This is a genomic window from Geminicoccaceae bacterium (genome assembly GCA_020638465.1).
GTDB lineage: Bacteria > Pseudomonadota > Alphaproteobacteria > Geminicoccales > Geminicoccaceae > JAGREO01.
The window spans coordinates 134,630-160,402 of record JACKIM010000001.1; the positions used below are offsets into that span (position 1 = coordinate 134,630).

24 protein-coding genes and 1 pseudogene are annotated in these 25,773 nt (G+C 63.3%); 11 read left to right on the forward strand and 14 right to left on the reverse strand.

Going from position 1 to position 25,773, the window contains the following annotated elements; translation table 11 throughout:
• Position 1: 1 nt before the first annotated feature.
• Genes H6851_00605 through H6851_00620 form a run of 4 tightly spaced genes read right to left on the reverse strand, consistent with a single transcriptional unit; the run spans position 2 to position 3,879 of the window.
• Positions 2 to 706 (reverse strand): hypothetical protein, encoded by a 705-nt coding sequence (locus H6851_00605; protein MCB9942108.1) that lies wholly within the window; start codon positions 704 to 706, stop codon positions 2 to 4.
• Entirely contained in the window at positions 703 to 1,755 is a 1,053-nt protein-coding gene (locus H6851_00610) for an Mrp/NBP35 family ATP-binding protein (GenBank protein ID MCB9942109.1), read from the reverse strand. The genes H6851_00605 and H6851_00610 overlap by 4 nt, the downstream gene beginning before the upstream one ends.
• Entirely contained in the window at positions 1,752 to 1,943 is a 192-nt protein-coding gene (locus H6851_00615) for a hypothetical protein (GenBank protein ID MCB9942110.1), read from the reverse strand. Before H6851_00615 ends, H6851_00610 begins: the two co-directional genes overlap by 4 nt.
• The gene (locus tag H6851_00620; protein MCB9942111.1) at positions 1,936 to 3,879 is read right to left on the reverse strand and encodes a 4Fe-4S binding protein; all 1,944 of its coding nucleotides are present in this window, start codon (positions 3,877 to 3,879) and stop codon (positions 1,936 to 1,938) included. Before H6851_00620 ends, H6851_00615 begins: the two co-directional genes overlap by 8 nt.
• Positions 3,880 to 4,075: 196 nt before the next feature.
• Between H6851_00620 and H6851_00625 the strand changes: the two genes are divergently transcribed.
• The 10 genes and pseudogenes from H6851_00625 (at position 4,076) to H6851_00670 (ending at position 13,988) form a co-directional block, all read left to right on the forward strand.
• A complete protein-coding gene (locus tag H6851_00625) occupies positions 4,076 to 4,642 on the forward strand; it encodes a DUF3305 domain-containing protein (GenBank protein MCB9942112.1) in 567 nt (188 codons plus the stop codon).
• Positions 4,642 to 5,238: a DUF3306 domain-containing protein gene (locus H6851_00630; GenBank protein ID MCB9942113.1), complete on the forward strand. Its 597-nt coding sequence runs from the start codon at positions 4,642 to 4,644 to the stop codon at positions 5,236 to 5,238. Before H6851_00625 ends, H6851_00630 begins: the two co-directional genes overlap by 1 nt.
• Complete coding sequence (locus H6851_00635) at positions 5,235 to 5,834, forward strand: molecular chaperone TorD family protein (protein ID MCB9942114.1); 600 nt, start codon at positions 5,235 to 5,237, stop codon at positions 5,832 to 5,834. The genes H6851_00630 and H6851_00635 overlap by 4 nt, the downstream gene beginning before the upstream one ends.
• Before the next feature lie 15 nt (positions 5,835 to 5,849).
• Positions 5,850 to 6,041, forward strand: a complete 192-nt coding sequence (locus H6851_00640; GenBank protein ID MCB9942115.1) for a twin-arginine translocation signal domain-containing protein — start codon at positions 5,850 to 5,852, stop codon at positions 6,039 to 6,041.
• A gap of 25 nt (positions 6,042 to 6,066) precedes the next feature.
• A complete protein-coding gene (locus H6851_00645; protein ID MCB9942116.1) occupies positions 6,067 to 9,045 on the forward strand; it encodes a formate dehydrogenase subunit alpha in 2,979 nt (992 codons plus the stop codon).
• Positions 9,046 to 9,058: 13 nt separating this feature from the next.
• A pseudogene (locus H6851_00650) lies at positions 9,059 to 9,622 on the forward strand (4Fe-4S dicluster domain-containing protein).
• Between the two features lie 425 nt (positions 9,623 to 10,047).
• The gene (locus H6851_00655) at positions 10,048 to 11,202 is read left to right on the forward strand and encodes a formate dehydrogenase subunit gamma (GenBank protein ID MCB9942117.1); all 1,155 of its coding nucleotides are present in this window, start codon (positions 10,048 to 10,050) and stop codon (positions 11,200 to 11,202) included.
• Positions 11,199 to 11,342, forward strand: a complete 144-nt coding sequence (locus tag H6851_00660) for a hypothetical protein (GenBank protein ID MCB9942118.1) — start codon at positions 11,199 to 11,201, stop codon at positions 11,340 to 11,342. The genes H6851_00655 and H6851_00660 overlap by 4 nt, the downstream gene beginning before the upstream one ends.
• Before the next feature lie 423 nt (positions 11,343 to 11,765).
• Complete coding sequence (locus H6851_00665) at positions 11,766 to 12,131, forward strand: hypothetical protein (protein ID MCB9942119.1); 366 nt, start codon at positions 11,766 to 11,768, stop codon at positions 12,129 to 12,131.
• Between the two features lie 237 nt (positions 12,132 to 12,368).
• Positions 12,369 to 13,988, forward strand: a complete 1,620-nt coding sequence (locus H6851_00670; GenBank protein ID MCB9942120.1) for a response regulator — start codon at positions 12,369 to 12,371, stop codon at positions 13,986 to 13,988.
• Positions 13,989 to 14,191: 203 nt separating this feature from the next.
• Here H6851_00670 and H6851_00675 read toward each other — a convergent pair whose 3' ends face one another.
• Positions 14,192 to 14,509 carry a ribosome-associated translation inhibitor RaiA gene (locus tag H6851_00675; protein ID MCB9942121.1) on the reverse strand — a complete coding sequence of 106 codons (318 nt, stop codon included), beginning with the start codon at positions 14,507 to 14,509 and terminating at the stop codon, positions 14,192 to 14,194.
• A gap of 307 nt (positions 14,510 to 14,816) precedes the next feature.
• Here H6851_00675 and H6851_00680 point away from each other — a divergent pair, with 307 nt between their 5' ends.
• Positions 14,817 to 15,533: a molecular chaperone gene (locus H6851_00680; GenBank protein ID MCB9942122.1), complete on the forward strand. Its 717-nt coding sequence runs from the start codon at positions 14,817 to 14,819 to the stop codon at positions 15,531 to 15,533.
• Between the two features lie 89 nt (positions 15,534 to 15,622).
• On the opposite strand, the gene H6851_00685 is transcribed toward H6851_00680, so the two are convergent.
• From H6851_00685 to H6851_00725, 9 genes are all read right to left on the reverse strand, one after another.
• Complete coding sequence (locus H6851_00685) at positions 15,623 to 15,826, reverse strand: Flp family type IVb pilin (protein MCB9942123.1); 204 nt, start codon at positions 15,824 to 15,826, stop codon at positions 15,623 to 15,625.
• 130 nt (positions 15,827 to 15,956) lie between these two features.
• Positions 15,957 to 16,202 (reverse strand): hypothetical protein, encoded by a 246-nt coding sequence (locus H6851_00690; GenBank protein MCB9942124.1) that lies wholly within the window; start codon positions 16,200 to 16,202, stop codon positions 15,957 to 15,959.
• A 176-nt stretch (positions 16,203 to 16,378) separates the two neighbouring features.
• Positions 16,379 to 18,499 (reverse strand): AsmA family protein, encoded by a 2,121-nt coding sequence (locus tag H6851_00695; protein ID MCB9942125.1) that lies wholly within the window; start codon positions 18,497 to 18,499, stop codon positions 16,379 to 16,381.
• Between the two features lie 191 nt (positions 18,500 to 18,690).
• Positions 18,691 to 19,464, reverse strand: a complete 774-nt coding sequence (locus H6851_00700) for a cytochrome c (GenBank protein ID MCB9942126.1) — start codon at positions 19,462 to 19,464, stop codon at positions 18,691 to 18,693.
• Between the two features lie 305 nt (positions 19,465 to 19,769).
• Positions 19,770 to 20,222, reverse strand: a complete 453-nt coding sequence (locus H6851_00705; GenBank protein ID MCB9942127.1) for a cytochrome c — start codon at positions 20,220 to 20,222, stop codon at positions 19,770 to 19,772.
• Positions 20,223 to 20,349: 127 nt separating this feature from the next.
• Entirely contained in the window at positions 20,350 to 22,119 is a 1,770-nt protein-coding gene (gene recJ / locus H6851_00710; protein ID MCB9942128.1) for a single-stranded-DNA-specific exonuclease RecJ, read from the reverse strand.
• A gap of 4 nt (positions 22,120 to 22,123) precedes the next feature.
• The gene (glpX, locus tag H6851_00715) at positions 22,124 to 23,116 is read right to left on the reverse strand and encodes a class II fructose-bisphosphatase (GenBank protein ID MCB9942129.1); all 993 of its coding nucleotides are present in this window, start codon (positions 23,114 to 23,116) and stop codon (positions 22,124 to 22,126) included.
• Between the two features lie 63 nt (positions 23,117 to 23,179).
• Positions 23,180 to 24,475: a homoserine dehydrogenase gene (locus tag H6851_00720; GenBank protein ID MCB9942130.1), complete on the reverse strand. Its 1,296-nt coding sequence runs from the start codon at positions 24,473 to 24,475 to the stop codon at positions 23,180 to 23,182.
• The gene (locus H6851_00725) at positions 24,475 to 25,689 is read right to left on the reverse strand and encodes an LL-diaminopimelate aminotransferase (protein ID MCB9942131.1); all 1,215 of its coding nucleotides are present in this window, start codon (positions 25,687 to 25,689) and stop codon (positions 24,475 to 24,477) included. Before H6851_00725 ends, H6851_00720 begins: the two co-directional genes overlap by 1 nt.
• Positions 25,690 to 25,773 lie beyond the last annotated feature (84 nt).

Consider the following 25,773-nt stretch of genomic DNA (forward strand, 5'->3'; position numbering starts at 1 on the left):
GTCAGGTCTCCGGAATTGCGGACAGGGGCTCGGCGGTCGCAGCTTCACCCTGCAAGGCAGTCCTTGCGAAGTCCCCGTCAAGCCCCGGGCAACCGCCCTCGCCCCGTTCCATGCACAACCCCTGCCATTCGCGCATCAAAACGGAGCGACCCAGCCGGTTGTCCAGGCACGACAGCCAGTAAAGGCTGTGGCGGCCCCATGCGCCCAGAAGGTCGGATGCTGTCAGCGGACACCCTTCCCCGGCCAGCGAAGTCTGCCCCGGCATCTCGCCGCCTTCCGTTCCGTTCGCGGAACGCAGTGTCACGTCGCAACCGACCACCAGCCAGTCCGGGACGACCGCCGGATCGCATGTTGCCGCCGCCACGCGAAACCCGCCTGCCCGGGCACCGTTGAGCCACAGGACGCCATCCCGCCCCAGCAGGAGTTGCAATTCGCTCGGGCCGAGACTGCCGATCGCATTCTGCATCCCGACCATACAGGCCGGCAATGCCGCCATCGCACGGACCAATGCCACGTCAGGGGCGAGGACCATCGCCGCCTGCAAGGTCCGGGCGGTTTCCCGCCAGCATACCAGACCCGCGTCCACGCCCGCCATGGCCCGCCCGCGGGCAACCTGCATCGGTTCGTCGACACAGGCCAGTGCGGACATCAGCGGCGGCAGATCGGGTACCGGGCCCGGCCGGTGTCGCGACGGACCGGACATCATGCGTGGCCGACCCCGATCAGCCGGCGGGCAAGTTCGCGGAAGCTCCTGGCCTGCTCGCTGCATGCATCGCTGACGACGATCGGCGCACCGCCATCGGCAGCAGTCCGGATGGACAGATGCAGCGGTATTTCGACCAGCAATGGCACACCCAGACGTTCCGCCTCGGCCCTCACGCCGCCATCGCCGAAGATGTGCTCGCGCGCGCCGCAGGTCGCGCAGACATGGACCGACATGTTCTCGACCAGTCCAAGGATCGGCACGTGCATCTTGCGCAACATGTCGATCCCCTTGCGCGCATCCAGCAGGGCGATGTCCTGCGGGGTCGAGACAATGATCGCACCATCGACGCGCACCTTCTGGGCCAATGTCATCTGCACGTCGCCCGTTCCGGGAGGCAGGTCAACGATCAGGACATCGAGCGCTCCCCATTGCACCTGGAACAGCATCTGCTGGAGAGCCCCCATCAGCATCGGGCCGCGCCAGATCACGGCCTCGTCCTCCGAGGTCAACAGGCCGAGGCTCATCAGCGTGACGCCATGGTTGCGCAACGGCAGGATGGTCCGGCCATCGGGACTGGCCGGGCGGCCGCTCACACCCAGCATGCGGGGCTGGCTGGGACCATAGACATCGGCATCAAGCAGCCCCACGCGGCGCCCTTCGGCGGCCAGTGCCGTTGCCAGATTGGCAGCCACCGTGGACTTGCCGACACCGCCCTTGCCGGATGCGATGGTAATCACGTTCCGGATACCCGGAACCGGTTCGGGACCCGACGTCGCGGCCGGCCCCAGATCCGGTGGCGGCCGCTGCGAATGCGCCGTCATCGCGATCGCCACCCGGTTCGCTCCCATCTGGTGCAACACCTCTTCCGCAGCGGCCTTCACCGCCTGCATCTGGGGAGCGGCCTGCTGGGCGATCTCCATCACGAACCGCACGGAATCGCCATCGACCATCAGCGCACGGACCAGACCGGCGTCCACCATGTCCCGACCGGAAAGCGGGTCGGTAACGGTCTTCAGCGCGGCGAGGACGTCATCTCGCGTCAGGCTCAATCGGAAGGCCCCATAATTTCACCAGTGACGACATGCTCCAGATCGAGTTCTTCAACGGTCAGCACCACCTTGACCTTGAACGGACCCCTTGCTTCGGCGTTGCGCACAGCTTCTTCGATCACCTGTTGCGACGTCACGCCAACCTGCTTGAGGAACTTGCGCATCGACATATTGAATTCGTCATTCATCCGTCTCATCCCTTCTGAGATAATCTTCGGTCGTACGCGGGCGACGCAGTCCCATCGCCATGGGATTTTCACCGCGGAAGTGGGCCTCGACCCGGCAATCCTCGCACATCCGGATGAGCCGCGATTGCACGCTGCCGGCAAACATCGGATGCTGGCCTTCCAGCTTCTCGACGATCCGGCGGATCGTCGACGCCGTCCCGAACGGCTTGCCGCATTCAATGCAGGCAAAGGGCTCTTCTTCGTGCAGGATGCGCGCCGAAAGCGCCCCATCACGGGGATCGAAGCGCGGATTCAGCCCGATTGCGCCTTCCGGACAGATCGTGACGCACAGACCGCACTGCAGGCAGGCATCCTCCTGGAAGCGCAGTTGCGGACGTTCGGGATTGTCCATCAACGCCCCCGATGGACATAGCGAGACGCAGGACAGGCACAACGTACAGGCGCCACGATCCAGCACCACCTCGCCATAGGGAGCCCCGGCAGGCAACGGCACCGGGTCGGTGAGGCCAAGCGCCCTTGCCGACAGCCGGGCGATCTGGCGGCGATTGCCCATCGGCAGAACCGGCGCCACGGGGTCGGGGGTATTCCCGTCATAAAGCACATCGGACAACCCATCCGGATCGGCCACATCCAGCAGCGACAGGCGATCCCCGGCACCCATCGCACGGGCCAGCGCCAGTTCGTCCTGCAACGGTCCGACTTCGGTACGCGGACCGGGCAGAACCGTCACCGACGCGAAGCCCAGCGCCAGCGATGCCAGCGCCTCGGCATGGCCGAAGGCGTTCAATGCGGTGATCTCCAGCGGCAGGACATCGGCAGGCAGCCCCCTTCCCGAACGGGCGGAAAGGCGGATCATCTGCGCCCCGTGATCGTCGTGAACGAGCAGGCGCGGAGACCTGCCGCCGGCCCTGCGGTAGGTCGCGGCCAGCACCTCAAGCCGGCGCAGCAGATGAGCCAGAGGCGGTGTCTCACAGGTGATGGCACCTGATGGGCAGACAGAGGAGCAACCGCCGCAACCAGCGCAGACATGCGGATCGACAACGACATGATCCCCCTCGGGCGCAAGCGCACCGGTCGGGCAGACATTCAGGCACCGGGTACATCCGGTCTTGCTGGCACGGGAATGGGCACAGGACGACGGATCGACACGAATGTGCAAGGGCTTTTCGAACACGCCCACCATCTGTGCAGCGTCGGCCAGCAGCTCCGCCACCGCACGGGGGCTGTCCGGATCGGCACGCAGATAACCGTCGCGTTTTTCATGCGCGGGAAACAGCGGCCTGTCGCCCGACAGATCCACCACCACATCGCAATTCGACCGGGCTCCGTCCCTCGGTCCGGTGAAGCGCGGTGGGCCACGCCCCGCGGGATCGAGCATCTGCAACCGGTCGATCCGGACGGAAAAGCGCCCAAGGCTGCCTGTCACGCCGGCCAGGCGTCCTACGACGACCTGGAAGGCGGCAGGCGCTTCGACCAGATCCGGTGTCGCCGGCAGCAACACGGTCACCGCCATCGTCCGCGAAAGCACCTCTGCCGCGGCCAGCGCGGGACCGGCATCGCCAACGACCAGCACCGTTCCGCCGCTCTCGACGTCCATGACCGGCGTTTCCGCTGCAGGCAACAGCGCCTCGGCCAGAAGGGCGGCCTGCTTGGGCGCGGGATCGGCGTCGTCGCTCCAGCCGGCACGATCGCGGATGTCCACGCACTGCGGCACGGGTCGCCCAACTCCTGCGGCCATCGCACCGAAGCGGGCCGCTTCCTGCCCGCAGGCGATCACGATCTCCCCCTCACGGAGTGCCGTCAGCACCTGCTCCATCTCGGTCGTGCAGAGGGCCGAGTGGACACGCGACACCGTACGGCCGGTTGCGGCGGCGATCCGGTCGGCATCGACCGGTTGGCTGGCAGCACAGTTGCACAGAAGAATCGTTCGGTTCATGGATGCGTCTGTTTGTTGACCCATCCGGACTAAGCATGAACCGCTTCCGACCTCAAGGAATATGGGAAACGACGGGAAATATCTCCCCAGCTTCAACTTTTCTTGCATGAACGGAAGTTTCCTTGCAATCCTTTGCGGGTTTTGGAAACCTGTTCGCGCTTGGATGTGGCCGAAAACCGGATGGAGAACCGTAAAAATGGCGCTGGTCCGCGCCCATCTGCCGGTGGGAATCGTCGTGCGTCGCGCACCCGGCGTGACACGTTGGGCCAGGTGGTCGTGGCGGGTCAGTGCCGTCCTGCCGGGCGCCGCGCAGGCCGACTGGCGGGAACTGCGGCGCGAAGGTGATACCGTCGAGTACCATGCCGCCACTCTCCCGCTGGAGCTGTGGTCGTCGGATACGGAAGCCTATTGCCTCGCGCTGGAATCCCGAGTGCCCGGCGTTACCGTGGTGATGCAGCCCGACAACCGCCCTGACGCCGTGATGCCATGGCGCCCGACCCATATCACCGCATCCGTTCACGAAGGGCAGGACTACGGGGATGCGGGCGAGGCAATACTGGAATATGTCCCCATGCCTCCCGCTCTGGTCGCCTGGGTCAAGGATTTCATCGACACGCATCATCGGAACGAAGCCTTTGTCAAGCGCAGGCGCGACAGCAAGCGCGTCGATCTGGTCGAGGACGGAATAGGCGATCCGCGCATCCGGCAGGTCAGCGATGTCTATCGTGCCCCCCATCCCGAACAACGAAAGGCGGCCGGCTGATGACCGATTTCTGGTCCCGCCGCCGTGCTGCCGTTGCGGCGAAGGAAACGATGGATATCGAGGCACGGGAACTGGCATCCCTACGCCTGGTGCAGGAAGGAATGACCGAGTCCGAGTTGCTCGCTAGTCTGGAACTGCCCGATCCCGACGACATGACCGCAGGTGATGATTTCTCCGCGTTTTTGCGCCGTGAGGTACCGGAGTTCCTGCGCCGTCGGGCCTTGCGTACCCTGTGGCGATCCAGCCCGGTACTGGCCAATCTGGACGGTCTGGTCGATCATGGCGAGGACTTTTCCGACACCGCTACCGTGGTACCGGGAATGCGCACGGCCTATCAGGTGGGGCGAGGTATGCTGGACCATGTCACGGCTCGTGCCCGTCACGATACCGACAAACTCGCCGACGACGGCGCTATCGAGCAGGTCGCAGATAGCGGCCAGCCGAGCGGATCCTTGGAGCGAAGCCGGGTATCACGCATCCGGCAGTCCGCTGCCCCCGGGACACTGTCGCCGCCGGCATCGCCAGTGGCATCGACGGAACCTGCCGCACCGATGCCGCGACACATGCAGTTCCGCTTTCACGAGGACGGCGCATGACCCGGACCGCCGCCTTGCCAGCCGAAGAGGCCATGCGTGCCGATTTCTACGGGTTCCTCGCGGGATTTCTGGCCCGGCCGCCGGGTGCCGAAAGGCTGGCGCAGGCTTCGGCCCTGACCGGCGATGACGGCCCGATGGGTCAGGCGATCGCCGATCTGGCGGCACGCGCGGGCACGACATCCCCCGAAGCGGCCGCGCGCGAATTCAATGCACTGTTCATCGGGCTGGGTCGCGGTGAGCTCCTGCCCTACGCGAGTGTCTATCTGACGGGCTTCCTCAACGAGAAGCCATTGGCCAGCCTGCGCCGCGACATGGCCACACATGACATGCGCCGCGCTGATGACATATTTGAACCCGAAGACAACATTGCCAGTCTGTGCGACATGATGGCCGCACTGATCGAGGGCCGGTTTGCCGATCCGGCACCGCTGGCCGAACAGGGGCAGTTCTTCACCCGTCACCTGGCGCCCTGGGCGGGACATTTCTTCGACGACCTCGAACACGCGAAGGGGGCCGCGCTCTATGCTCCCGTCGGTCGCATCGGCCGCATCTTCGTCGACATCGAGAAAGAAGCCTTCCGCCTGGGCGGAGCTTGAGAAAAGGAGCCAACGATGAGCCACAAGAAACCCGCCAACCGCCGGGATTTCCTCAAGATGACGGCAACCGGCGCACCCGTGGCTGCCGTTGTCGTCCTGACCAGCGATGGTGCCGAGGCCGCACCGGTGAGGAAGTCCGACCGGGGAGACGCCTGCATGCAGGACACGGCGCATGTCCGGCGTTACTATGAACTTGCCCGGTTTTGATGCGGCCTGATCAGGGAGAGCACAGATGCTGAAGCGCAAGACAGATGGCACACCACGCCTTGGCGCCGTTCCGCCCTTTGCGACATCAGCCGCAAAGTCACCCGTCAGCCGCCGCAGTTTCCTGCAACGCTCCGGACTGGCGGTGAGCGGCATGGCGGCACTCGGCGGCGTTGGGGCGGGTACGGTCACCCGCGCCCATGCCCAGAACGTAGCCACCGCCGGCGAGATCAGGACGATAAAATCCGTCTGCACCCATTGCTCGGTCGGTTGCACCGTGCTGGCCGAGGTTCAAGATGGCGTGTGGATCGGGCAGGAACCGGGTTTCGACAGCCCCTTCAATCTGGGCGCCCACTGTGCCAAGGGCGCATCCGTGCGCGAACATGCGCATGGCGAGCGGCGCCTGAAATACCCCATGAAGCTGGTCGGCGGTGAGTGGCAGAAGGTGAGCTGGGACGAGGCGCTCGGCGAAATCACGGACCGCATGCTGAAAATCCGCGAGGAGAGCGGTCCCGACAGCGTCTACTGGCTGGGCAGCGCCAAGCATTCGAACGAACAGGCCTACATGATGCGCAAGTTTGCGGCCTACTGGGGCACAAACAACGTCGATCACCAGGCCCGGATCTGTCACTCCACCACGGTCGCGGGTGTGGCGAACACCTGGGGCTACGGTGCGATGACGAACAGCTACAACGACATCCACAACAGCAAGGCGATCCTGATCATCGGCGGTAACCCCGCGGAAGCCCATCCGGTATCGTTGCAGCACCTGCTCAAGGGCAAGGAAGAAAACAACGCCCCATTGATCGTCTGCGATCCGCGTTTCACCCGCACGGCAGCCCATGCCGACGAATATGTCCGCTTCCGGCCCGGCAGCGATGTCGCCCTGGTCTGGGGTATCCTGTGGCACATTTTCGAGAATGGCTGGGAGGACAAGGAGTTCATCCGCACACGTGTGTGGGGCATGGACCAGGTCCGCGCCGAGGTCGCGCGATGGACACCCGAGGAAACCGAGCGTGTCACCGGTGTACCCGGTGCCCAGCTGGAACGTGTTGCCCGGCTGATGGCGCACAATCGTCCCGGCACCCTGATCTGGTGCATGGGCGGTACCCAGCACACCAACGGAAACAACAACACCCGGGCGTATTGCATCCTGCAGCTCGCGCTGGGGAACATGGGGGTTTCCGGTGGCGGCACCAACATCTTCCGTGGCCACGACAATGTGCAGGGTGCGACCGATCTGGGCGTGCTGTCGCATGACACTCCCGGATATTATGGCCTGTCCGACGGCGCATGGGCGCACTGGGCGCGTGTCTGGGAGGAGGACCTGGACTGGCTGAAATCGCGCTTTGCCGTCATCAAGGACGCCGATGGCAACGACAAGCCGCTGATGAACGAGAACGGCATTCCGGTCAGCCGCTGGATCGACGGCGTGCTGGAGGACCCCGCCAACATCGACCAGCCTCAGGATGTGCGCGCGATGGTCTTCTGGGGACATGCGCCCAACAGCCAGACCCGCATGGCCGAGATGAAGACGGCCATGGAAAAGCTGGACATGCTGGTGGTGATCGACCCCTACCCTTCCGTCTCCGCCGTGCTGCATGACCGCAAGGACGGCGTTTACCTGCTGCCGGCAGCAACCCAGTTCGAGACCCGCGGGTCCGTCACCGCCTCGAACCGCTCGATCCAGTGGCGCGACCAGGTCGTGGCTCCCTTGTTCGAAAGCAAGCCCGACCACGTCATCATGAAACTGTTCGCGGACAAGTTCGGCTACACCGACCGCCTGTTCCGCAACATTGCCATCGAAGGTGACGAGCCGGTCATCGAGGACATCACCCGCGAGTTCAATCGTGGCATGTGGACCATCGGCTATACCGGCCAGAGCCCGGAGCGGCTGAAGCTGCACATGGCCAACCAGCACACCTTTGACAAGACCACGCTGCGCGCCAGTGGCGGGCCCTGCGACGGCGACTACTACGGATTGCCCTGGCCCTGCTGGGGTACTGCGGAGATGAAGCATCCGGGCACGCCCAACCTGTACGACATGTCGATCCCTGTCAGCGAGGGCGGCCTGACCTTCCGTGCCCGTTTCGGCGTGGAACGCGACGGCGAGAACCTGCTGGCCGACGGTGTCTATTCGAAGAACAGCGAGATCGAGGATGGCTATCCCGAATTCACCTACGAGATGCTGGTTCAGCTCGGCTGGGACAAGGACCTGACCAACCGCGAAAGATACGTGGTCGGCAAGGTCGCGGGCATCGAATCGATGCAGGGGAACCCCGACGAGGTCGATGACGCACAGGCCATGCCGTTGCCATCGGACTTCAATGAGAAGGTCGCCAAGATCAACTGGAAGACAGATCTTTCAGGCGGCATCCAGCGGGTGGCGATCCTCCATGAATGCGCTCCTTTCGGCAACGCCAGGGCTCGCTGCAATGTCTGGACCTTCCCCGACCCCATCCCGCTGCATCGCGAACCTCTCTACACCAACCGTCGCGATCTGGTTGCAGACTACCCGACCTATCAGGATCGAAAGTTCTATCGTCTGCCAACCATGTACGAATCGATCCAGAAGAACGATTTCTCGGAGAAATTCCCGATCATCCTGACCTCGGGCCGACTGGTCGAATATGAGGGTGGCGGTGACGAGACCCGGTCGAATCCCTGGCTGGCGGAGTTACAGCAGGAAATGTTCTGCGAGGTCAATCCTAGGGACGCCGGCAATATCGGCATCCGTGACGGCCAGCAGATCTGGGTCGAGGGTCCGGAGGGCGGCAAGGTCCGGGTCAAGGCCATGGTCACCGAGCGGGTAGGTCCGGGTGTGGCCTTCATGCCCTTCCACTTCGGCGGTTTCTTCGAAGGCAAGGACCTGCGCTCGAAATATCCCGAGGGTGCGGACCCGATCGTCCTGGGTGAATCGAGCAATACCGCCCAGACCTATGGCTATGACAGCGTGACACAGATGCAGGAAACCAAGGCCACGCTCTGCAAGATCTCGGCTGCGTAAGGAGGAACACGACATGGCACGCGCGAAATTCCTGTGTGACGCCGAACGCTGCATCGAGTGCAATGCCTGCGTCACCGCCTGCAAGAACGAGCATGAAATTCCATGGGGCATCAACCGCCGCCGGGTCGTGACGATCAATGACGGCAAGCCTGGCGAACGTTCGATCTCGGTCGCCTGCATGCACTGCTCCGATGCACCCTGCATGGCGGTCTGTCCGGTCGACTGCTTCTACCAGACGCCCGACGGGATCGTGCTGCATTCCAAGGATTTGTGCATCGGTTGCGGCTACTGCTTCTACGCCTGTCCCTTTGGCGCGCCGCAATATCCCAAGGCCGGGAATTTCGGCAGTCGCGGAAAGATGGACAAGTGCACATTCTGCGCCGGCGGTCCCGAACCCGACGGATCCGAAGCCGAGTTCCGCAAGTACGGCCGCAACCGCATTGCCGAGGGAAAGCTGCCGATCTGTGCCGAGATGTGCTCGACCAAGGCGCTGCTCGCCGGTGATGGCGACATGGTCAGCGCGATCTACCGCGAACGGGTGATCGCTCGCGGTTTCGGGACGGGTGCCTGGGGCTGGAAACAGGCCTATGGCGATGGTCCGGATGCGTCACTGCCCGATGCGTCGATCGCCCCTCCACAGCCAGTCGATACGTCCCGGGATGCATCCGGCACTGCGCCGACCGGCAACTGATCGCAACGAGGGAGAAGGCTGCCATGCCGATGCCAATCCGCTGTCTTGCCCTCGGGCTGGCCATGGTCCTTGGGCTCGCCGTGCCCGGCAAGGCTCAGACGGTGAACGAGGGCGATTTCGGCCGGGACGTGCAGCGACCGACGCTCATGGAACCGATCGGGCAGCCATCGTCATCGGTCAGGCCGCCTGCGCCCGATGAACGCGCACTCGAAATTTCCAGCCAGCCGAAGGCCGAATGGGCGGTCACCCGGATGTCGGACCCGAGTGATGCTTCATCGTCCGTGCGGCTGAATGACCCGGCAACAGCCGAAATGCCTGGGGATACGCTGCGCGATGTACTGGCACGACAGAAGCCGGCCAGTGAATCCGCCGAAACGCTGCTGAAGCAAGTCCTGTTCGGCGGCACGCCCGGTGCCACCATGCCGGTCGATCCGGCCAGCACTCCGGCGGCGGCCAACCCGGAAGCCGCCATCGGCCCGCTGGCGGTGGGCGGGGCCCACAACGATGCAGAGATCTGGTCGGCGATCCGCAACGGTCAGGCCGACACCGACACCCAGGTTCGCGGACCGGCCACCGGAACGCTGATCCAGGATGGCGGCATGCCGTGGCTGCAGTTCCGCAGCGGACCGTTGCTGCACTGGGGCGGCTGGTTGCTGGTGGGTACATTGGCGGTTGTGGCCGCGTTCTTCCTGTTCCGGGGCCGCATCCGCATCCAGGGGCGGAAAACGGGTCGAACGATTGAACGCTTCGCTTTTATCGAACGCTTCGGTCACTGGTTGACGGCGGGCAGCTTCATACTGCTGGCTGTTACCGGTCTGCTGACCCTGTTCGGGCGGATTGCCCTGATTCCGCTGATCGGGCATGCCGCCTACTCGCCCGTCGCCATCGGCAGCAAGTGGGTCCACAACAACGTCTCATGGGCCTTCATGGCCGGACTGATCCTGATCTTCGTGCTTTGGGCCGGACGCAATATTCCCCGGCGCGTCGACCTGCAATGGATTGCAAAGGGTGGCGGACTGTTCTCGAAGAACTCGCACCCGCATGCGGGCAAGTTCAACGCCGGGCAGAAGATGGTGTTCTGGGCAGTGGCGCTGCTGGGTGTCTCGATTTCCCTGTCGGGACTGTCCCTGCTGTTCCCCTTCGATCTCCACCTGTTCCCGGGGACCTTCGCCTGGATCAACGGCATCTTCGGCACGCACCTGCCCGAGGTGATGTCGCCCCAGCATGAAATGCAGCTGGCACAGACGTGGCATGCTGTCATCGCCTTCATCTTCATGGCCATCATCGTGCCGCACATCTATATCGGCTCGGTCGGCATGGAAGGCGCCTTCGATGCCATGGGATCGGGCGAAGTCGAGGTGCAATGGGCCGTCGAGCATCATGACCTGTGGTTTGAAAAGGTAACCGGGCGCAAGGCGCAGGACTACATGCAGAATGGACCATCGCGGCAGGGAAGCATGTCATGAGGGCGATGTATTCCGCATTCGTGATGATTGCGATCATCGGCATCGCGGCCGGATGGGCGCTGAACCGCACCGCCCCGACAACAGCCGAGGCCTGGACCGCCCACGAAAGCGTCCGCTTGGGCGATGCCGTCGAACCATAGGTCATCGATCGCTTTCTGATACGCCGAGCTTGAACCCATGAGGTGAATGATTGTCAGCGGGTCTGGACGACCCGTGGCAGGATATTCGCGCCCGCGGGAATTTCTCCCGACGGCTGTTCGGACCCGCATCTTATTATACAAAAATTTAGCGCGAAATATAGCGAAAAGCGATACTCTTGTGCAACCTTACAGGCGTATGCACCATGGGGCGTCTTTAACCACAGGTAGCTGCATAACTTGGTACTGTTATTTTTCTTTCATACTTGCGCGTGGGTCGCTTCATGCGCGATAGAGTGGTCGTTAACCTTAAATTAAGGTTAACCGACTAACGACGATCCGGGAGGGGCAAGCCCCTGTCGTATCGCCCAACCAAAAGGCTTCTCAGCAATAGGGCCGAGTAACCAACGCGACTGGTGACGAGTCATGGCAAATCAACAGGCACGGATAAGCAAGGACATATCCTTCACGGATATTCTGGCAGATGTCTTCGAGCAGGAAATTCGGCAGACTTCCGGTGATGTTGGCGACAGCAGTCGCCTCACGCTGCGGCTGACCGACCTCATCGAGGATACCAATGGCGAGGTGGTCCTCTTCAATGATTCCCACCTGCCGAGGCTGGCGGTGGTTACGGATATCAGCCCGGTGGATCGCGGCGAGGTGGGCCGCCATGTCACGGTCAACGGCGACGATGTTACCGGCTTCCACTACATCGCGTTCGGCAATGGCCTGAAACTTTACTATCAGGACGGACTCGACCTGCTGCTGGTTGACGATAACGTCCATGCCTGAGCCTTCCGTCACGGTCTGACGGACTGACTTGCGAACATCCGCGCGGTTTCCTTGTGACCGTGAGGGATCGTGCCGATGTTCGGGGTCAGGTATTGCCAATGCAATCCGAATGGGATTAATGGTTTTTTAATTCTACCAGAAGTAGAATTATCAAATCATTCACCTCAGGTTGCTGGCATGGCGGAAACTCCCTCTTCCTCATCACATTCCCCGGGACATCCGGCAGCACGACCGCCGGTGGATGACGGGAGTTGCCTGATTGCCCGGTTGCGATCACGGATCGCCGGGCTCGAACAGGCTGTCGGGGCCGCCGAAGAGACCAACGAAGCTCGCGCCACGTTCCTCGCAACCATGAGCCACGAGCTGCGCGAGCCGATGAATGGCGTTCTGGGCATGGCTCGCCTGTTGCGCGAGACCCAACTCGACCCGGAGCAACTGGCCTATGTCGAGGCGGTGGTCGACTCGGCCGAGGCGTTGATTTCCATCATCAATGATATTCTCGATCTGTCGCGTATCGACGCCGGCAACATCGAGTTTGTCAGCGTGGACTTCTCGCTGCGCCCCTTTTTCGACCGGTTGGGAACACTCCTGCGGAACCGGGCTACCCGCAAGGGACTGGAGTTCCGCATCGAGCTCAGCGATGCCCTGCCGGGCGTTCTTCGGGGCGATCCGGGTCGTTTGCGACAAATGCTGATCAATCTTGCCGGCAATGCCATCAAGTTCACGAGCCAGGGGGAAGTGGTCGTTCAGGTCCGCGCGGAAACGGCTCGAAATGACCGCACAGTTCTATTCATGTCGGTGAGCGACACCGGAGCAGGTATTCCCCATCACGTGCAGGAACGGCTCTTTTCCGCCTTTGCTCAAGCCGATGCCGGAATACCGCGCCTCTACGGCGGCAACGGCCTCGGGCTGATGATCGCCCAGCGGCTCGCTCGGGCCATGGGCGGCGAAATCAGCGTCCACAGCGACGGCGTACATGGCAGTCGCTTCGATGCGAGCGTCCAGCTCGATGCGGCGGGCGACGAAGACGCGCCGACGATCAGCCGGGCCGATCTTGCCGGCACCACCATGCTCGTCGTCGATGCCCAGAAGCGCAGTCGGGAAACCGTCATCGACCTCGGCTCGCTCTGGAATATGCATGTACGCGGCGCCATTTCCGCCATCGAGGCCCTCAGCGCCATCCAGGATGCAGCGGACCGCGGCGAGCCGTTCGACTTCGTGCTCATCGACCGGTCGGTCGATGAAGGTAGCGGGGACGCCATCGGGGAGAAGGCGCGGACGGTTGCTGGCATGGAAAACAGCCGTCTCGTCCTGCTGGTCGCATCGGGCATGCGCGGCGATGCCAGGCGCGCGCGCGAGGCCGGTTTCGACGCCTATCTGCCCAAGCCGCTGACGGCCAGCACCCTGCTCGACTGCCTGCAGCAACTGCGCGCCGGGCCGGTCGAGGGTGGCCTGCTCACCATTCATTCCCTCTCCGATCACAAGCGCAAGCCGCTTCGCATCCTCGTCGCCGACGACAACCCGGTGAACTGCAAGCTCGCGACGATCATGCTCCGGCGAGCCGGGCATGCCGTGGAGATCGCCGCCGATGGTCAGGAGGCCGTGCGGATGGTCGAAAGCGGCCAGTTCGACCTCGTCTTGATGGACATCCAGATGCCGGTGATGAACGGGCTCGATGCAACCCGTCGCATCCGCGAACTGGCCGATGCGACGAAGTCGGCCATTCCCATCATCGCCATCACCGCCAATGCCATGCGCGGCGATGACGCACCCTGCTATCGGGCCGGCATGAACGGCTACGTCACCAAGCCCATCGACCGCGCCAGCCTCATGACCGCCATCGACGGCGTGGTCTAGAGCGTTTCCCGATCAGGAAGCACCCTCGATCGGAAAAGGGCGGAATCGCTCTTCCGGCGTCCTGCCCGTTTTCCTCGGCAGCCCTGCTCCGCCGCTCCGATGCTGCGATCCGAACGGCGGGGCGGTTCATGGAAATGCGCGAACGTACCCGCCCGGAATCCCGGGGCCGGTGCACTGCGGGAGCCGCCACATCCGGCGATCAGTTAGTTGCCCCGGTTTTTCTCCACATAGTCTCTCAGCCGCCTCCTGGCCGTGTCGAATGCATCGGCCACGGCCGAATGAATATCCGTCACGGGGTCGCGCTTGATGACGATCTCGTTTCTGGGCAGTCCCAATTCTATGCTTACCGTAAAGGATTTCGCCCTCTGATTGGTACGATGTGGACTATCGATGACCACCCGGCCGGAGGTAATCCTGTCACAGACCTCGCTCAATTTTCTCATCCGGTCGCGTATCTCGTCCTCGACCGCGTCGCTGTGTTCGAGATTGTGAAACGTTACCTGCAACGGTTTGTCCATCATCAATTTCCCGAGTTTGGAGCGTTACGGGTTGTCCGCCGGTGATCGCACCGAAGTACGGACGGACAGCCACTGTGACGGTTTGATCCTGATGCGGTCAATTTGACAATAAGCCTAATATAGGTATAATTTCTATAACAAAACAATCTGTGGCTTTTTCAATTCCCTTTGTGGTAGATAAGTCGTTCGCCGAATGTGCCCACGCTCAGCGGACGAATATTACGATCATGATGACTCCCGTTGTTTTCCGCAGCACTTCCTTGTTCTACCGTCACGGCAGCTGCACGATCCGAACCCGACAGCCCTGCGCGTGACGTCCCGACCGATGGGGCTGGCACGTTTCACCTTGGCCGGACTGTGTCTGTGGCTCCTTGGAGCCCATGCCGCGGCGGCCTTTTCGATCTCGGCAGGACGTATCCAACTGTCCGACGAAAACCCGGTTGCCAGCGTGATTCTGTACAATGGCACGGCGACGAGCGCCATTATCCATGCCGAAGCCTTTCAGTGGAATTCGTCGTCAACGGGCGATCAGAGGCCGATCAAGGCACGCGACATTCTCGTCTCACCGCGTTCCTTTCATCTTGCCCAAGGAGCCAGCCAGGAAATCCGCCTGCGCGAACGGCAACGGACCAGCAACCGGGAAAGAACCTACCGGCTGGTAATCGGCGAGATCCCCAATTCGATGGAGGTCACCGTCGTCAACGTCGAGTTCGCGACGAAATTCGATTTGCCCGTGTTCGTCACGCCGGAAGGTGCCCATCCCGAGCCGCAATGGCGGATCAGTGAAAGTGGCACCATGAGCTCGGCCATCGAACTTTCCAACACGGGCACCGCCCATCTCCATGTCGAGAATCTCGTGGTCAGCCGACGAACGGACGGCAAGGCGATCACCACCGTCAGGGCCCCCTTCGACGTGCTGGCCGGCCGCTTCCTGACCATGCCGATCGGTACCGTAGCGCGTGGCGTGCCCCTGCGCGTCGAAGCACAGACCAATATCGGGCCGATCATGGTCGAATTCCCCCCCTGACTTCCCTCTTCACGCCAGATGGAGAATGTCCCGGTACCAGGAGAGATATCGATGATACCGGATCGCCACGATCCCGTGTCCCGTGTCGATCAGGGGGTGTTGGCCACCGACAGGGTATCGCCGATCTTCTGCCAGCTGATGACGATCTGATCGCTGACCTGCGTGAGAATGATGATGCAGATCACGGCCAGAAGCGATCCCAGCAGGCCATATTCTATGGAATTGCTTCCACGTTCGTCGCTCAGCAATGCATCGAAAAGCGCATGGCCCATCCGGAATTTAGCCGCGAACATATCCGATCTCCATCCTTCGCACGGAGGAGATGATCGCCGAATGCCCTTAAGGTTTCACTAAAAAGTCCGGTTTTTCAGCGTGATTTGCCGTCGATGGATACAATGTCGCGGTTCGCGCCGTGCGGCCATCTCAGTTGATGGCCTCTCGCATGCCCTTCACCAGCGCTGTTCCCGTCGACGTCCACAGGCTGCTCGATTCGCCGCCGAACCCGACGAGCGCGGCCACTGCCGTAATCGCCACTACCGCCGCCAGCAGCGCATATTCGATTGCCGTGGCTCCTCCGGTCACTCCGGCAAGACGGACAAAAGCCAGCGGCCAGCGACACGCCGACACCCCATGCAGGCCCGCAAGATGCCACAAGCTCGCAATGTTCATCGCAGGGTCCCTTTTGTCCCACCTCCCGGTCGGACGCGGCCAGTCGCCCGTACGCGCGGTCGGAAACCGGATCGTCAAGGCGTGATCCCGACAAGCTAGCATGCCGACGTTAACGAGTCTTTAACTCCTACATCCCGGCACGGCCGCATCGGCGGACGATTCCCCACGCCCCGCCGTCAGTTCTTCCCAAGCAGATTGCCCAGCGAGTTGATCAGCTTGTCCCCGACCTTGCTCCCGCTGCCCGCGCCATCGGCAGGCCCCATTGCAGCACCCGCACTCCCGCTCGCGGGAGTACCATTCGATGTATCCGTCCCGAACAGCCCCTCGACGACGTTGCCCAGCCCTTTCTCGGAGCCGCCGCCGACGATCGACTCGAGCTTCTTGCCCAGATTCTCGACAGCCGCGGGATCCTTGGCAAGGCTGCTCACTGCGGAGGTGAGTCCACCGGGCTCCAGCACATTGCCCGAAAGAATCCCGTTGATCTTCAACTGGACGCTTGGATCGGCCCAGGGGCCAGTGATGGCCACCGGAATACCGGCCCGGAAGTCCGGTTCACTCTTCGCATCCTGGCCCTGAAGGGTCGACGCCACCTCGGGTTCGATGGCGTAGTCGAGCTTCTGGTCGGGAAGATCGACCGTACCCGCCCCGTTCAGTCGCAGCAGCGGTGCGCGCAGGGCCAGATCCCTGTTGTCCAGTATGCCCTTGTCGATGGTGAATGTGCCGCCCAACTCCGCAAAATCGGTGTTGCGCGCCTCACCTGCCGAACTGCTCACGCCCAGTGTCAGGATCTCGCGCATCAGCGCACCGATATTGATGCCGATCAGGGCTCCGTCGCGGAACATGATCTGCCCCTTGCCGGCCAGCCCTTGCATCAGGGCCCGAACACTGTTGCCCTTGCTGGCGACCTCCACCTGCAGGTCACCCTTGCCGGCCAACCGCTCGAACTGTGCAACACTCTTGAGCAGGGGCAGCATGTCGATGCCGCTGGCCTTGATGTCCGCCTTCATGTCAGGGGACTCGCTGCCGACGACATCGAGATTGACCGCCAGGGTCCCGTCATAGAGCGTCTGATCGCTGACCTCGACGCCGGCATGGCTCGCGTCTGCCAGCAAATGGAGCTTGCCCGCGCCCAGGTCCAGCGGATCGGCCTTCAGGCCCGCGTGATCGACCGTCAGATCCATGTCGACCGGCAGGGGCAGGGGCAAATCGAGTGGATCCGCAGGCCAGCCGGAAGACGCCCTGGCGGCCGAATCATCTCCCTTGCCGCCACTATCCATTTTCTTTGCGGGCAAGTAGGGAGTGAGGTCCATGGCTGCCAGGGACAACGTGCCGGTCACCTTGGGACGATCGCCCAGGGCAATCGACAGATCGCCCTGCGCCGAGAGATCGTCGACACTGGCCTTCAATCCACTGATGTCGACATGGTCGGGACCGCTCTTGACATCGGCATCGATACTGACGGTCTTCAGCGTGCCATCGGGCAGGTCGAGAGGCTTTCCAGCCCAGGACGCCAGACCACGCAGATCGGTCAGGTCGACAACCGTCTTCAGATCGACGGCGTGCGCTCCGGCATCGAGGTTTCCCTTCATCGATGCCTTCCCGCCCGGCAGGTCGAAGGCGAGCTCCACATCGCTCGCTCCTCCCTCTGCCAGCTTGCCGGCATCGGCGACCTTGCCCTCGACGCTGGCGGTCTGGCCGCCCTGCTCGACCGAGCCGTTGATGTCGATGGCGGGGGAATCCGTCGCCCCGGCAATCGTCAGGCGGATACCGCCAAACTCGCGCTTGATACCCTGGACCCGATCATCATAGGTGACAGTACCATCCTCGATACGGATGTTGCCCACGACCAGTCGAGGCATCTTTCCGCCGCCATGGCCGCCACGCTCCCGCTCGTCACCCTTCTGCGCATCCGGGTAAAACTGCCAGTTGGGTACGCCGCTCTCGTTGACCGATAGATGTGCCGTGGGCTTGACCAGCGTCAACGTGCCGATATCGATCCGGTCCTGAAACCACGCCAGCGCATCGACCGCGAGCGTCAGTTCGTCGAACGATGCCATCGTTGCGTAGGCATCGCCCTCGCGATTGGCAAGGCTGACGCTGGTGGCATGGACCGTGAGCGGCGGGAGAAGCGTGTAATCGAGATCGCCGGCAATCACCAGTTTCCGCCCGAGCGCCCTGCTGGCGAGACTCTCGATCTGCCCCTTCACGAAAGAGGTCGGCAGGACAAAGGGCGCGGCGACGACAGCCACCACCAGCAGCACGACGATCAGGAGCAATGTGGTCAGGAACTTGCGCATGGATCCGACTTTTCAATGAATGACAGGGAAGATCGAAGCGTCATGTTTACCGGCATCATGCCGGTATTTGCTCCCCGGCACCAGTCGCCGGAACGTCGCAATTGCCAGGGACGGGTGGAGATCGGATGACAGGCGGAAGACTCCCGGTTCATGTGCCGGGCCGATCACGTGAAGACCGGGCCGGCACGCTGTCAGGGCAAGGCCATCAGATAGGTGACAATCGCCTTGCGGTCCTCATCCGAAATCCTGGAAGTATCGTTGGCGATGATCTTCGCCATGCCGCCTCCGGCGAAATCGCCATCCGGCATCATTCCAAGATTGAGGAACATCTCCAGATCGCCAGCACTCCAGTCGCCGATCCCCGCGGCATCGTGGGTGATCGCCGGGACCTTCTCGCCCTCCGCTCCGTCCGGATTGCCCGCGTAGGAACGGCTGGTATCGAGCGCACCGAAGATGTTGCGCGGAGTGTGACACTCGGCACAATGCCCTGGCCCCTCGGTCAGGTAGGCTCCCCGGTTCCACAGGTCGTCATGTTCCGGATCGGGTTCGAACCGGGCTGGCTCGAAGAACATCCAGCGCCATCCCCACAGGGCGAAACGGACGTCGAAGGGAATTTCCAGGTTGGGCCAGACCGGCATGCGCAACACATGGTCCGGCGTCGTCGCCTCCACCGGCTCCATGGTGTCCAGATAGGACTTCAGCGCCTTCAGGTCCTCGTCCGTCATCCTCGTGTAGGATGTAAAGGGGAAGGCCGGGTAGAATGGCTCGCCTTCGGGCGAAATGCCCTCCCTCATGGCCTTGATGAAGTCCGCCTCGGTCCAGCCGCCGATGCCTGTTTTCGGATCGGGCGTGATATTAGGCGGGTAAAAGGTGCCGAAGGGAGAAACGATCGGATCGCCACCGGCCAGCAGCGGTCCCTTTTTCGTGGTGTGGCAATTGGTACAGCCACCGATGTGAAACAACATCTCGCCACGCTCGGTGGACGGGTCCGTGGCGGACGGCTCGGGAAGCGTCGCCGCTTCGGTTCGTTCGATGAATCCATGGTCGAGAAACTGCACCGGACCGGCCATCACGACAGTGGCGGCCACGATCACGGTGGTGAGGTGCCAGACGGTCATACGCATGTGCGGAAAAATCTGCCAATAGGGTGATATCCCGCCAGGCCGGTTCCGGCCCGGACGGGACAGGACAAAAAACGACAGGATGGTATTCCCGACCGAGTGGAATCCCGACCGATTCGGGACGATACTGCGGTCGGGAACGGGTCACGTCAGTCCTTCTTGCGGAAGTCGCCGTGACATTCGCCACAGCCTTCCTTGCCCATCTTGGCGAATGCCGCCAGCGTCGCCTGGGCATCGCCACCGGTGGCAGCCTCCGCCAGATCGGCCGAGAGCTCGGCGAGAACGTCCGAGTCCGACTTGAACTCGTCCGGCTTTTCCCAGATCGACGGGAGGGCGTAGGTCTCGCCGCTGTCGCTGCCTGCGGGGAACATCGCCGGCAGGTGGCTGGCGAGCGAACTGATGGCTTCAGCGTGCGGCACCACCTGGTCGAGGGGCTGGGTCTGTTCCGTGAGAATCGACTTGATCGCGGCAGTATGTGCACCGAAGGACTTCATGACCGCCTGGCGATAGGCCACGACACCCGTGGCATTCTCGGCATACACGCTCGCGGAACCGAGCAGGACGACGGCAGCGGCGGCCGTGCTCACAAGAGACAGTTTCATCGACATCCTCCCAATGGGGACAAGAGTGACAAGCCGGGACAATCCGATCTCGACGTCGCATACCCAACACGAATCGCGATCATGTGCAATTGGCGATTGTCTTCTTCACAAATGATTGAGCGAGGTGTCAGCGGCCTGTTTCAGCGGACATCGGTGCCGCATCGACAATCTCGAAAGAGGGACGAACCTGACCGCGATATTCTTCCCGCTTCAATTTTCCTGCCAGCATGACCATGCCGCCATCACGGGAAAGATGATAATCGAGGTCCTTTTGTGCGGCGCGAAAGGCGATGGCCTTCACGGCACCGCCGGCCGGACCGCCGATGAGGCACGACAGGTGGCCGGTCCCCACCGTACGCGGCCGCATGATCCGCGCCTCACGCAGCCCCAGCAGCGGCTCCGGATTGCCCGCGCCAAAGGGAGCCAGGGCACCGAGCTTTTCCACCAGATCGAGATTGACGCCGGATGGCGATATCAATCCTTCGAGGTCGAGTGGCAGTGGTGCAGGAGGTTTGCCCGTCCCGCCGACCTCGTCGACAAACTGTTCGAAGGCTGGAAGCTTGTCCCGCTCGATGGTGATGCCGGCAGCCATCGGATGCCCCCCGCCCTTGACCAGCAGGCCGGCTTCACGTGCTTCGAGAACGATCCGCCCGATGTCGATCCCCGGCACCGAGCGCGCCGAACCGACACCGGTATTCCCATCGAAGCCGATGGCGAAACATGGCCGGTGGTAACGCTCCATGAGACGGGCGGCAACGATACCGACGACCCCCACATGCCAGCCATCCGCGGCCGCGACGAGGATCGACCGGCCCGCTTCGACCTGCGTCTCGACAGAGCGTTCGGCGGCCTTGAGGCACTCGTGTTCGAGTTGTTGACGACGGTGGTTGAGTTCGTCCAGTGCCGCCGCGAGCCCCTCGGCATCGCCGTCGTCTTCGGTAACCAGCAATTTCCATCCGAGATCGCTGCGCCCCAGCCTGCCGCCGGCATTGATCCGCGGCCCGAACGCAAAGCCGAACTGTGTCGCCTCACGCACCACCTCGACGCCCGCGGCCCGGCCCAGCGCCCTCATGCCCGGATTGGCGCCGGCAGCGGCCACCTTGAGCCCCTGGCGCACGAAGGCCCGGTTCAAGCCGTGCAGCGGTACGACATCACAGACGGTACCGAGCGCCACCAGATCGAGCCAGCGCATGAGATCGGGCACCGGGCCGTGCTGACGAAGCAACCGGTTGAGCCCCACCAGCAGCACGAACGTGACGCCGACCGCGGCCAAATGCCTCAGCGGACCTTCCTGATCCAGGCGGTTGGGGTTGATGACAGCCAACGCCGCGGGAAGGACCCTGTCGGCCAGATGATGGTCAACGACAATGGTATCCAGTCCACGCGATACCGCGTGCTCCAGCGCCTCATGCGCGGTCGTGCCGCTGTCCAGCGTCACCAGCAGGACCGCACCGGCATCGGCCAGGCGGTCGATGGCCCCGGGATTGGGGCCATAACCGTCCTTCAACCGGTCGGGGATCGCCACGTCGAAGGGACAGTCAAAGGCTGTCAGATATCGCGCAAGCAAGGCGGTCGATGTCGCTCCATCGACGTCATAATCCCCGATGATCCCGACCCGCTCACGCGCGCGGATGGCCCGCGCCAACCGCTCGACCGCCGAATCGAGGTCAAGCAGGTGCGACGGATCGGGCAACAGGTCGCGTATGCGCGGATCGAGAAACGAGGTCGCGCCTTCCTGATCCATGTCGCGGCAGGCAAGGACCCGGGCAACGATCTCCGGCAAATGCAGGCGCTGGCTCAGTCTTGCCGTCCTGCCGGGATCGGGTTCGATGAGCGACCAGCGGCGACCGGTGAAGGAACTCTCGACGAGCGTTGCCCGCCCGGTCCCCGCCGTCACCGTCTCAGCGACCGAAATGCGGGACAACGTCTGCCTTGCGGGCAATGTTGTGCTCGGCCTGGATCAGGCGCACCGTGCCGGTCTTGGAGCGCATGACGATCGATTCGGTCATCAGGTGGTTGCCCACACGGCGAATGCCCTTGAGCATGGTGCCATCTGTCACGCCGGTTGCCGTGAACATCACATCGCCACGGGCAAGCTCGTCGACCTGGTAGACACGGTTGAGATCGTCGACGCCCATGCGCCTGGCCCGTGTCTTTTCTTCCTCGTTGCGGAAGGCGAGCTGTCCCTGGAACTGTCCGCCAATGCAGCGCAGGGCCGCAGCGGCAAGCACCCCTTCAGGTGCGCCGCCCGTCCCCATGTAGATGTCGATGCCGCTGTCGGCGCGCGAGGTCGCGATGACACCGGCGACATCACCGTCGCTGATGAGACGGATACGGGCTCCAGCCTTGCGAACATCGCCGATCAGCTTTTCATGGCGCGGACGATCGAGGATGAGGACCACCAGTTCCGCCACCGAAACGCCCTTGGCGTCGGCGAGGTTGCCGAGGTTTTCCGCCGGGGCCTTCGTAATATCGATGATCCCTTCGGGGAGACCGCCGCCAACCGCGATCTTGTTCATGTAGGTGTCGGGAGCATTGAGGAAACCGCCATGCGGGGCCATGGCCAGACAGGCGATCGCGTTGGGGCCGCCCTTCGCGCAGATGGTTGTCCCCTCCAGCGGATCGAGGGCAATATCCACTTTCGGACCTTTGCCAGTCCCCACCTTCTCACCGATGTAGAGCATCGGTGCCTCGTCGCGCTCGCCCTCGCCAATCACCACCGTGCCGGCGATGTCCAGCACATTGAGCGCATTGCGCATGGCGTCGACGGCAGCCTGGTCCGCGGCCTTCTCGTCGCCCCGCCCCATGAGCATCGATGCCGCCAGCGCGGCAGCCTCGGTCACGCGGACGCTATCCAGCGCCATGTTGCGGTCTTCACTCTGGTAGTCGCTCATCCATGCCTCTCCTCGACGCCCGCCCTCGCACAAGTGCTCGCGGCGGAACCATTCATCAATCGCTCAAAGCTGTTCGATGCGGATCATGCGCGGTGTCTCGATCACCGACTCGAGCCGGCCGATGGCCGCAAGCGCATCGACCATGTGGGCCTCCTCGGCCTCATGGCTGGTCAGGACGATCGGGACCTGCTGGCCGGGATTGCGGCCACGCTGGATCAGGGCCTCGATCGAGACGTCGTGGTCGCGCAGCACGGCCGACACATCGGCCAGCACGCCCGGACGATCGAGCACCATGAGACGGATGTAGTAGCAGCCGCGATGACGCTGCATCGGCGCAATGGCGTGATCCGCCAGCCGGTCCGTCGGCACCCCGAAGGTCGGCAGGATCAACCCGCGGGCAATATCGACGATGTCAGCCACCACGGCCGATGCGGTGGGCCCGCCACCGGCTCCCCTGCCCTCATGCATCACCGCATCGACATCGTCGCCTTCGACAACGACCGCGTTCAGCACGCCTTCCACCTGGGCGATCGGAGCAGCTCTCGGCACCATGCACGGATGCAGCCGCTGCTCCAGCCCGTCATCGGTCATGCGCGCCAGCCCGAGCAACTTGATCCGGTAGCCGAGTTCCTCCGCAAACGCGATGTCGAGCGCGCTCACATGGCGGATACCCTCGATATGGATCGCGTCGAAACGCGGCGGGCCGCCAAAGGCCAGGGAAGCCAGCAGGGCGAGCTTGTGTGCGGCATCAATGCCATCGACGTCGAACGATGGATCGGCCTCCGCATATCCCAGCGCCTGAGCCTCGTCGAGCACCTCCTGGAAATCGCGGCCGCTCTCACGCATGGCGGTGAGGATATAGTTGCATGTCCCGTTGAGGATGCCCTGCACCCGCAGCATGCCGTTGGCAGCAAGCCCCTCGCGCAGCGACTTGACGATGGGAATGCCGCCCGCGACCGCCGCCTCGAAGCCAAGATGCACTCCCTTCGCCTCGGCCAGTGCCGCGAGTTCGGCCCCGTGATGGGCAAGCAGCGCCTTGTTCGCCGTGACCAGCGGCTTGCCGCGCTCCAGGGCACCGCGGCACACGTCGAGGGCGATGCCATCCGCCCCGCCGATCAGTTCGACGACCAGATCGACGCCATCGTCGGCGACAAGGTCGCGCGCGTCCTGATGCCAGCGGCAACCGGAAAGATCGATGCCGCGATCACGACCAGGGTCGCGGGCGCTCACCGCGACCACCCCGATATCCTTGCCGGTCCTCTGGGCGAGAAGAGCCGCCTTGCGATGGATCAGGGCGACCGTGGTGGCGCCGACCGTTCCAAGCCCGGCCACTCCGATTCGAAGGACATCTGCCGCCATCAGGCCACCGCCAGGCTGGAACCGCCATCGGACTGGCCGGCTCGTCTGAGAAAATCGCGGATGTTGCGCACCGCCTGCCGCAGACGGTGCTTGTTCTCGACCAGCGCCATGCGCACATAGCCCTCGCCATATTCTCCAAAGCCGATGCCGGGCGAGACGGCGACATCGGCCTCCTCAAGCAGCAGCTTCGAAAAGGCGAGCGAGCCCATGGATCGAAAGGCCTCGGGCACGGGTGCCCAGCAGAACATGGTGGCCGGGGGACGGGGAACATCCCAGCCCACCTTCGCCAGCCCGTCCACCAGCACATCACGGCGCTCTCGGTAGAGCTGGCGCACCTCGTCGACGCAGTCCTGCGGACCGTTCAGGGCCGCCGTGGCGGCGACCTGGATGGGCGTGAACGCGCCGTAATCGAGATAGGACTTGATGCGTGTGAGCGCGCTGACCAGATGCCGGTTGCCCGCCGCGAAACCGATGCGCCATCCGGGCATCGAATAGGTCTTTGACAGGCTGGAGAACTCTACCGCCACGTCCATGGCTCCCTCGACCTGAAGGATCGAGGGTGGCGGCTCCTCGAAATAGATCTCGGCGTAAGCGATATCGGAGAGGATGAACATCTCGCGCCTGCGGGCGAAGGCCACCGCCTCCCTGTAGAAATCGAGATCCACGGTCTGTGCGGTGGGATTGGAGGGGAAATTGAGGATCATCGCCGTCGGCGCCGGTACGGAATGCTCGGCTGCCCGTGCCATCTCGGCCATCAGGTCGACACCCGGACCGAACGGCACATGCCTCAGACCGGCTCCGGCGATGAGGAAGCCGTAGGGATGGATCGGATAGCTCGGATTGGGAGTGAGAATGGTGTCGCCGGGTGCCGTGATCGCCTGGGCGAGATTCGCCAGCCCCTCCTTCGAGCCCAGCGTGACGCAAATCTCCTTCTCGACATCGAGTCCGACGCAGAACCGTCGCTCATAGTAACCCTTCAACGCCCGTCGCAGACCCGGTATGCCGCGCGACGTCGAGTAGCGGTGGGTCTTCCCGTCGCGCGCGGCCTCGACCAGCTTCTCGACGATGTGCGACGGGGTGGCACCGTCGGGATTGCCCATCCCGAGGTCGATGATGTCCCGGCCTGCCGCACGCGCTGCCGCCTTCATCTGGTTGACTTCGGCAAACACGTAGGGCGGAAGACGGCGGATGCGGTGGAACTCGATGTCTCTCATGACCAATCCGGGGAACGAGGCTCGCAATTTCGCGACACTTGCGACGAAGGCATGGGCCTTCCGTCACACAACGCGGCATATTGC

What these genes read in the sequence shown, in the direction of transcription:
- H6851_00615 (MCB9942110.1), bottom strand. Translation starts at nt 1,943, where the DNA reads ATGAATGACGAATTCAATATGTCGATGCGCAAGTTCCTCAAGCAGGTT.
- H6851_00725 (MCB9942131.1), bottom strand. Translation starts at nt 25,689, where the DNA reads ATGAGAGACATCGAGTTCCACCGCATCCGCCGTCTTCCGCCCTACGTG.
- H6851_00660 (MCB9942118.1), top strand. Translation starts at nt 11,199, where the DNA reads ATGAGGGCGATGTATTCCGCATTCGTGATGATTGCGATCATCGGCATC.
- H6851_00665 (MCB9942119.1), top strand. Translation starts at nt 11,766, where the DNA reads ATGGCAAATCAACAGGCACGGATAAGCAAGGACATATCCTTCACGGAT.
- H6851_00645 (MCB9942116.1), top strand. Translation starts at nt 6,067, where the DNA reads ATGCTGAAGCGCAAGACAGATGGCACACCACGCCTTGGCGCCGTTCCG.
- H6851_00635 (MCB9942114.1), top strand. Translation starts at nt 5,235, where the DNA reads ATGACCCGGACCGCCGCCTTGCCAGCCGAAGAGGCCATGCGTGCCGAT.
- H6851_00655 (MCB9942117.1), top strand. Translation starts at nt 10,048, where the DNA reads ATGCCTGGGGATACGCTGCGCGATGTACTGGCACGACAGAAGCCGGCC.
- H6851_00620 (MCB9942111.1), bottom strand. Translation starts at nt 3,879, where the DNA reads ATGAACCGAACGATTCTTCTGTGCAACTGTGCTGCCAGCCAACCGGTC.
- H6851_00640 (MCB9942115.1), top strand. Translation starts at nt 5,850, where the DNA reads ATGAGCCACAAGAAACCCGCCAACCGCCGGGATTTCCTCAAGATGACG.
- H6851_00630 (MCB9942113.1), top strand. Translation starts at nt 4,642, where the DNA reads ATGACCGATTTCTGGTCCCGCCGCCGTGCTGCCGTTGCGGCGAAGGAA.
- H6851_00705 (MCB9942127.1), bottom strand. Translation starts at nt 20,222, where the DNA reads ATGAAACTGTCTCTTGTGAGCACGGCCGCCGCTGCCGTCGTCCTGCTC.
- H6851_00700 (MCB9942126.1), bottom strand. Translation starts at nt 19,464, where the DNA reads ATGTTGTTTCACATCGGTGGCTGTACCAATTGCCACACCACGAAAAAG.
- H6851_00625 (MCB9942112.1), top strand. Translation starts at nt 4,076, where the DNA reads ATGGCGCTGGTCCGCGCCCATCTGCCGGTGGGAATCGTCGTGCGTCGC.
- H6851_00690 (MCB9942124.1), bottom strand. Translation starts at nt 16,202, where the DNA reads ATGAACATTGCGAGCTTGTGGCATCTTGCGGGCCTGCATGGGGTGTCG.
- H6851_00720 (MCB9942130.1), bottom strand. Translation starts at nt 24,475, where the DNA reads ATGGCGGCAGATGTCCTTCGAATCGGAGTGGCCGGGCTTGGAACGGTC.
- H6851_00675 (MCB9942121.1), bottom strand. Translation starts at nt 14,509, where the DNA reads ATGATGGACAAACCGTTGCAGGTAACGTTTCACAATCTCGAACACAGC.
- H6851_00685 (MCB9942123.1), bottom strand. Translation starts at nt 15,826, where the DNA reads ATGTTCGCGGCTAAATTCCGGATGGGCCATGCGCTTTTCGATGCATTG.
- H6851_00605 (MCB9942108.1), bottom strand. Translation starts at nt 706, where the DNA reads ATGATGTCCGGTCCGTCGCGACACCGGCCGGGCCCGGTACCCGATCTG.
- glpX (MCB9942129.1), bottom strand. Translation starts at nt 23,116, where the DNA reads ATGAGCGACTACCAGAGTGAAGACCGCAACATGGCGCTGGATAGCGTC.
- H6851_00695 (MCB9942125.1), bottom strand. Translation starts at nt 18,499, where the DNA reads ATGCGCAAGTTCCTGACCACATTGCTCCTGATCGTCGTGCTGCTGGTG.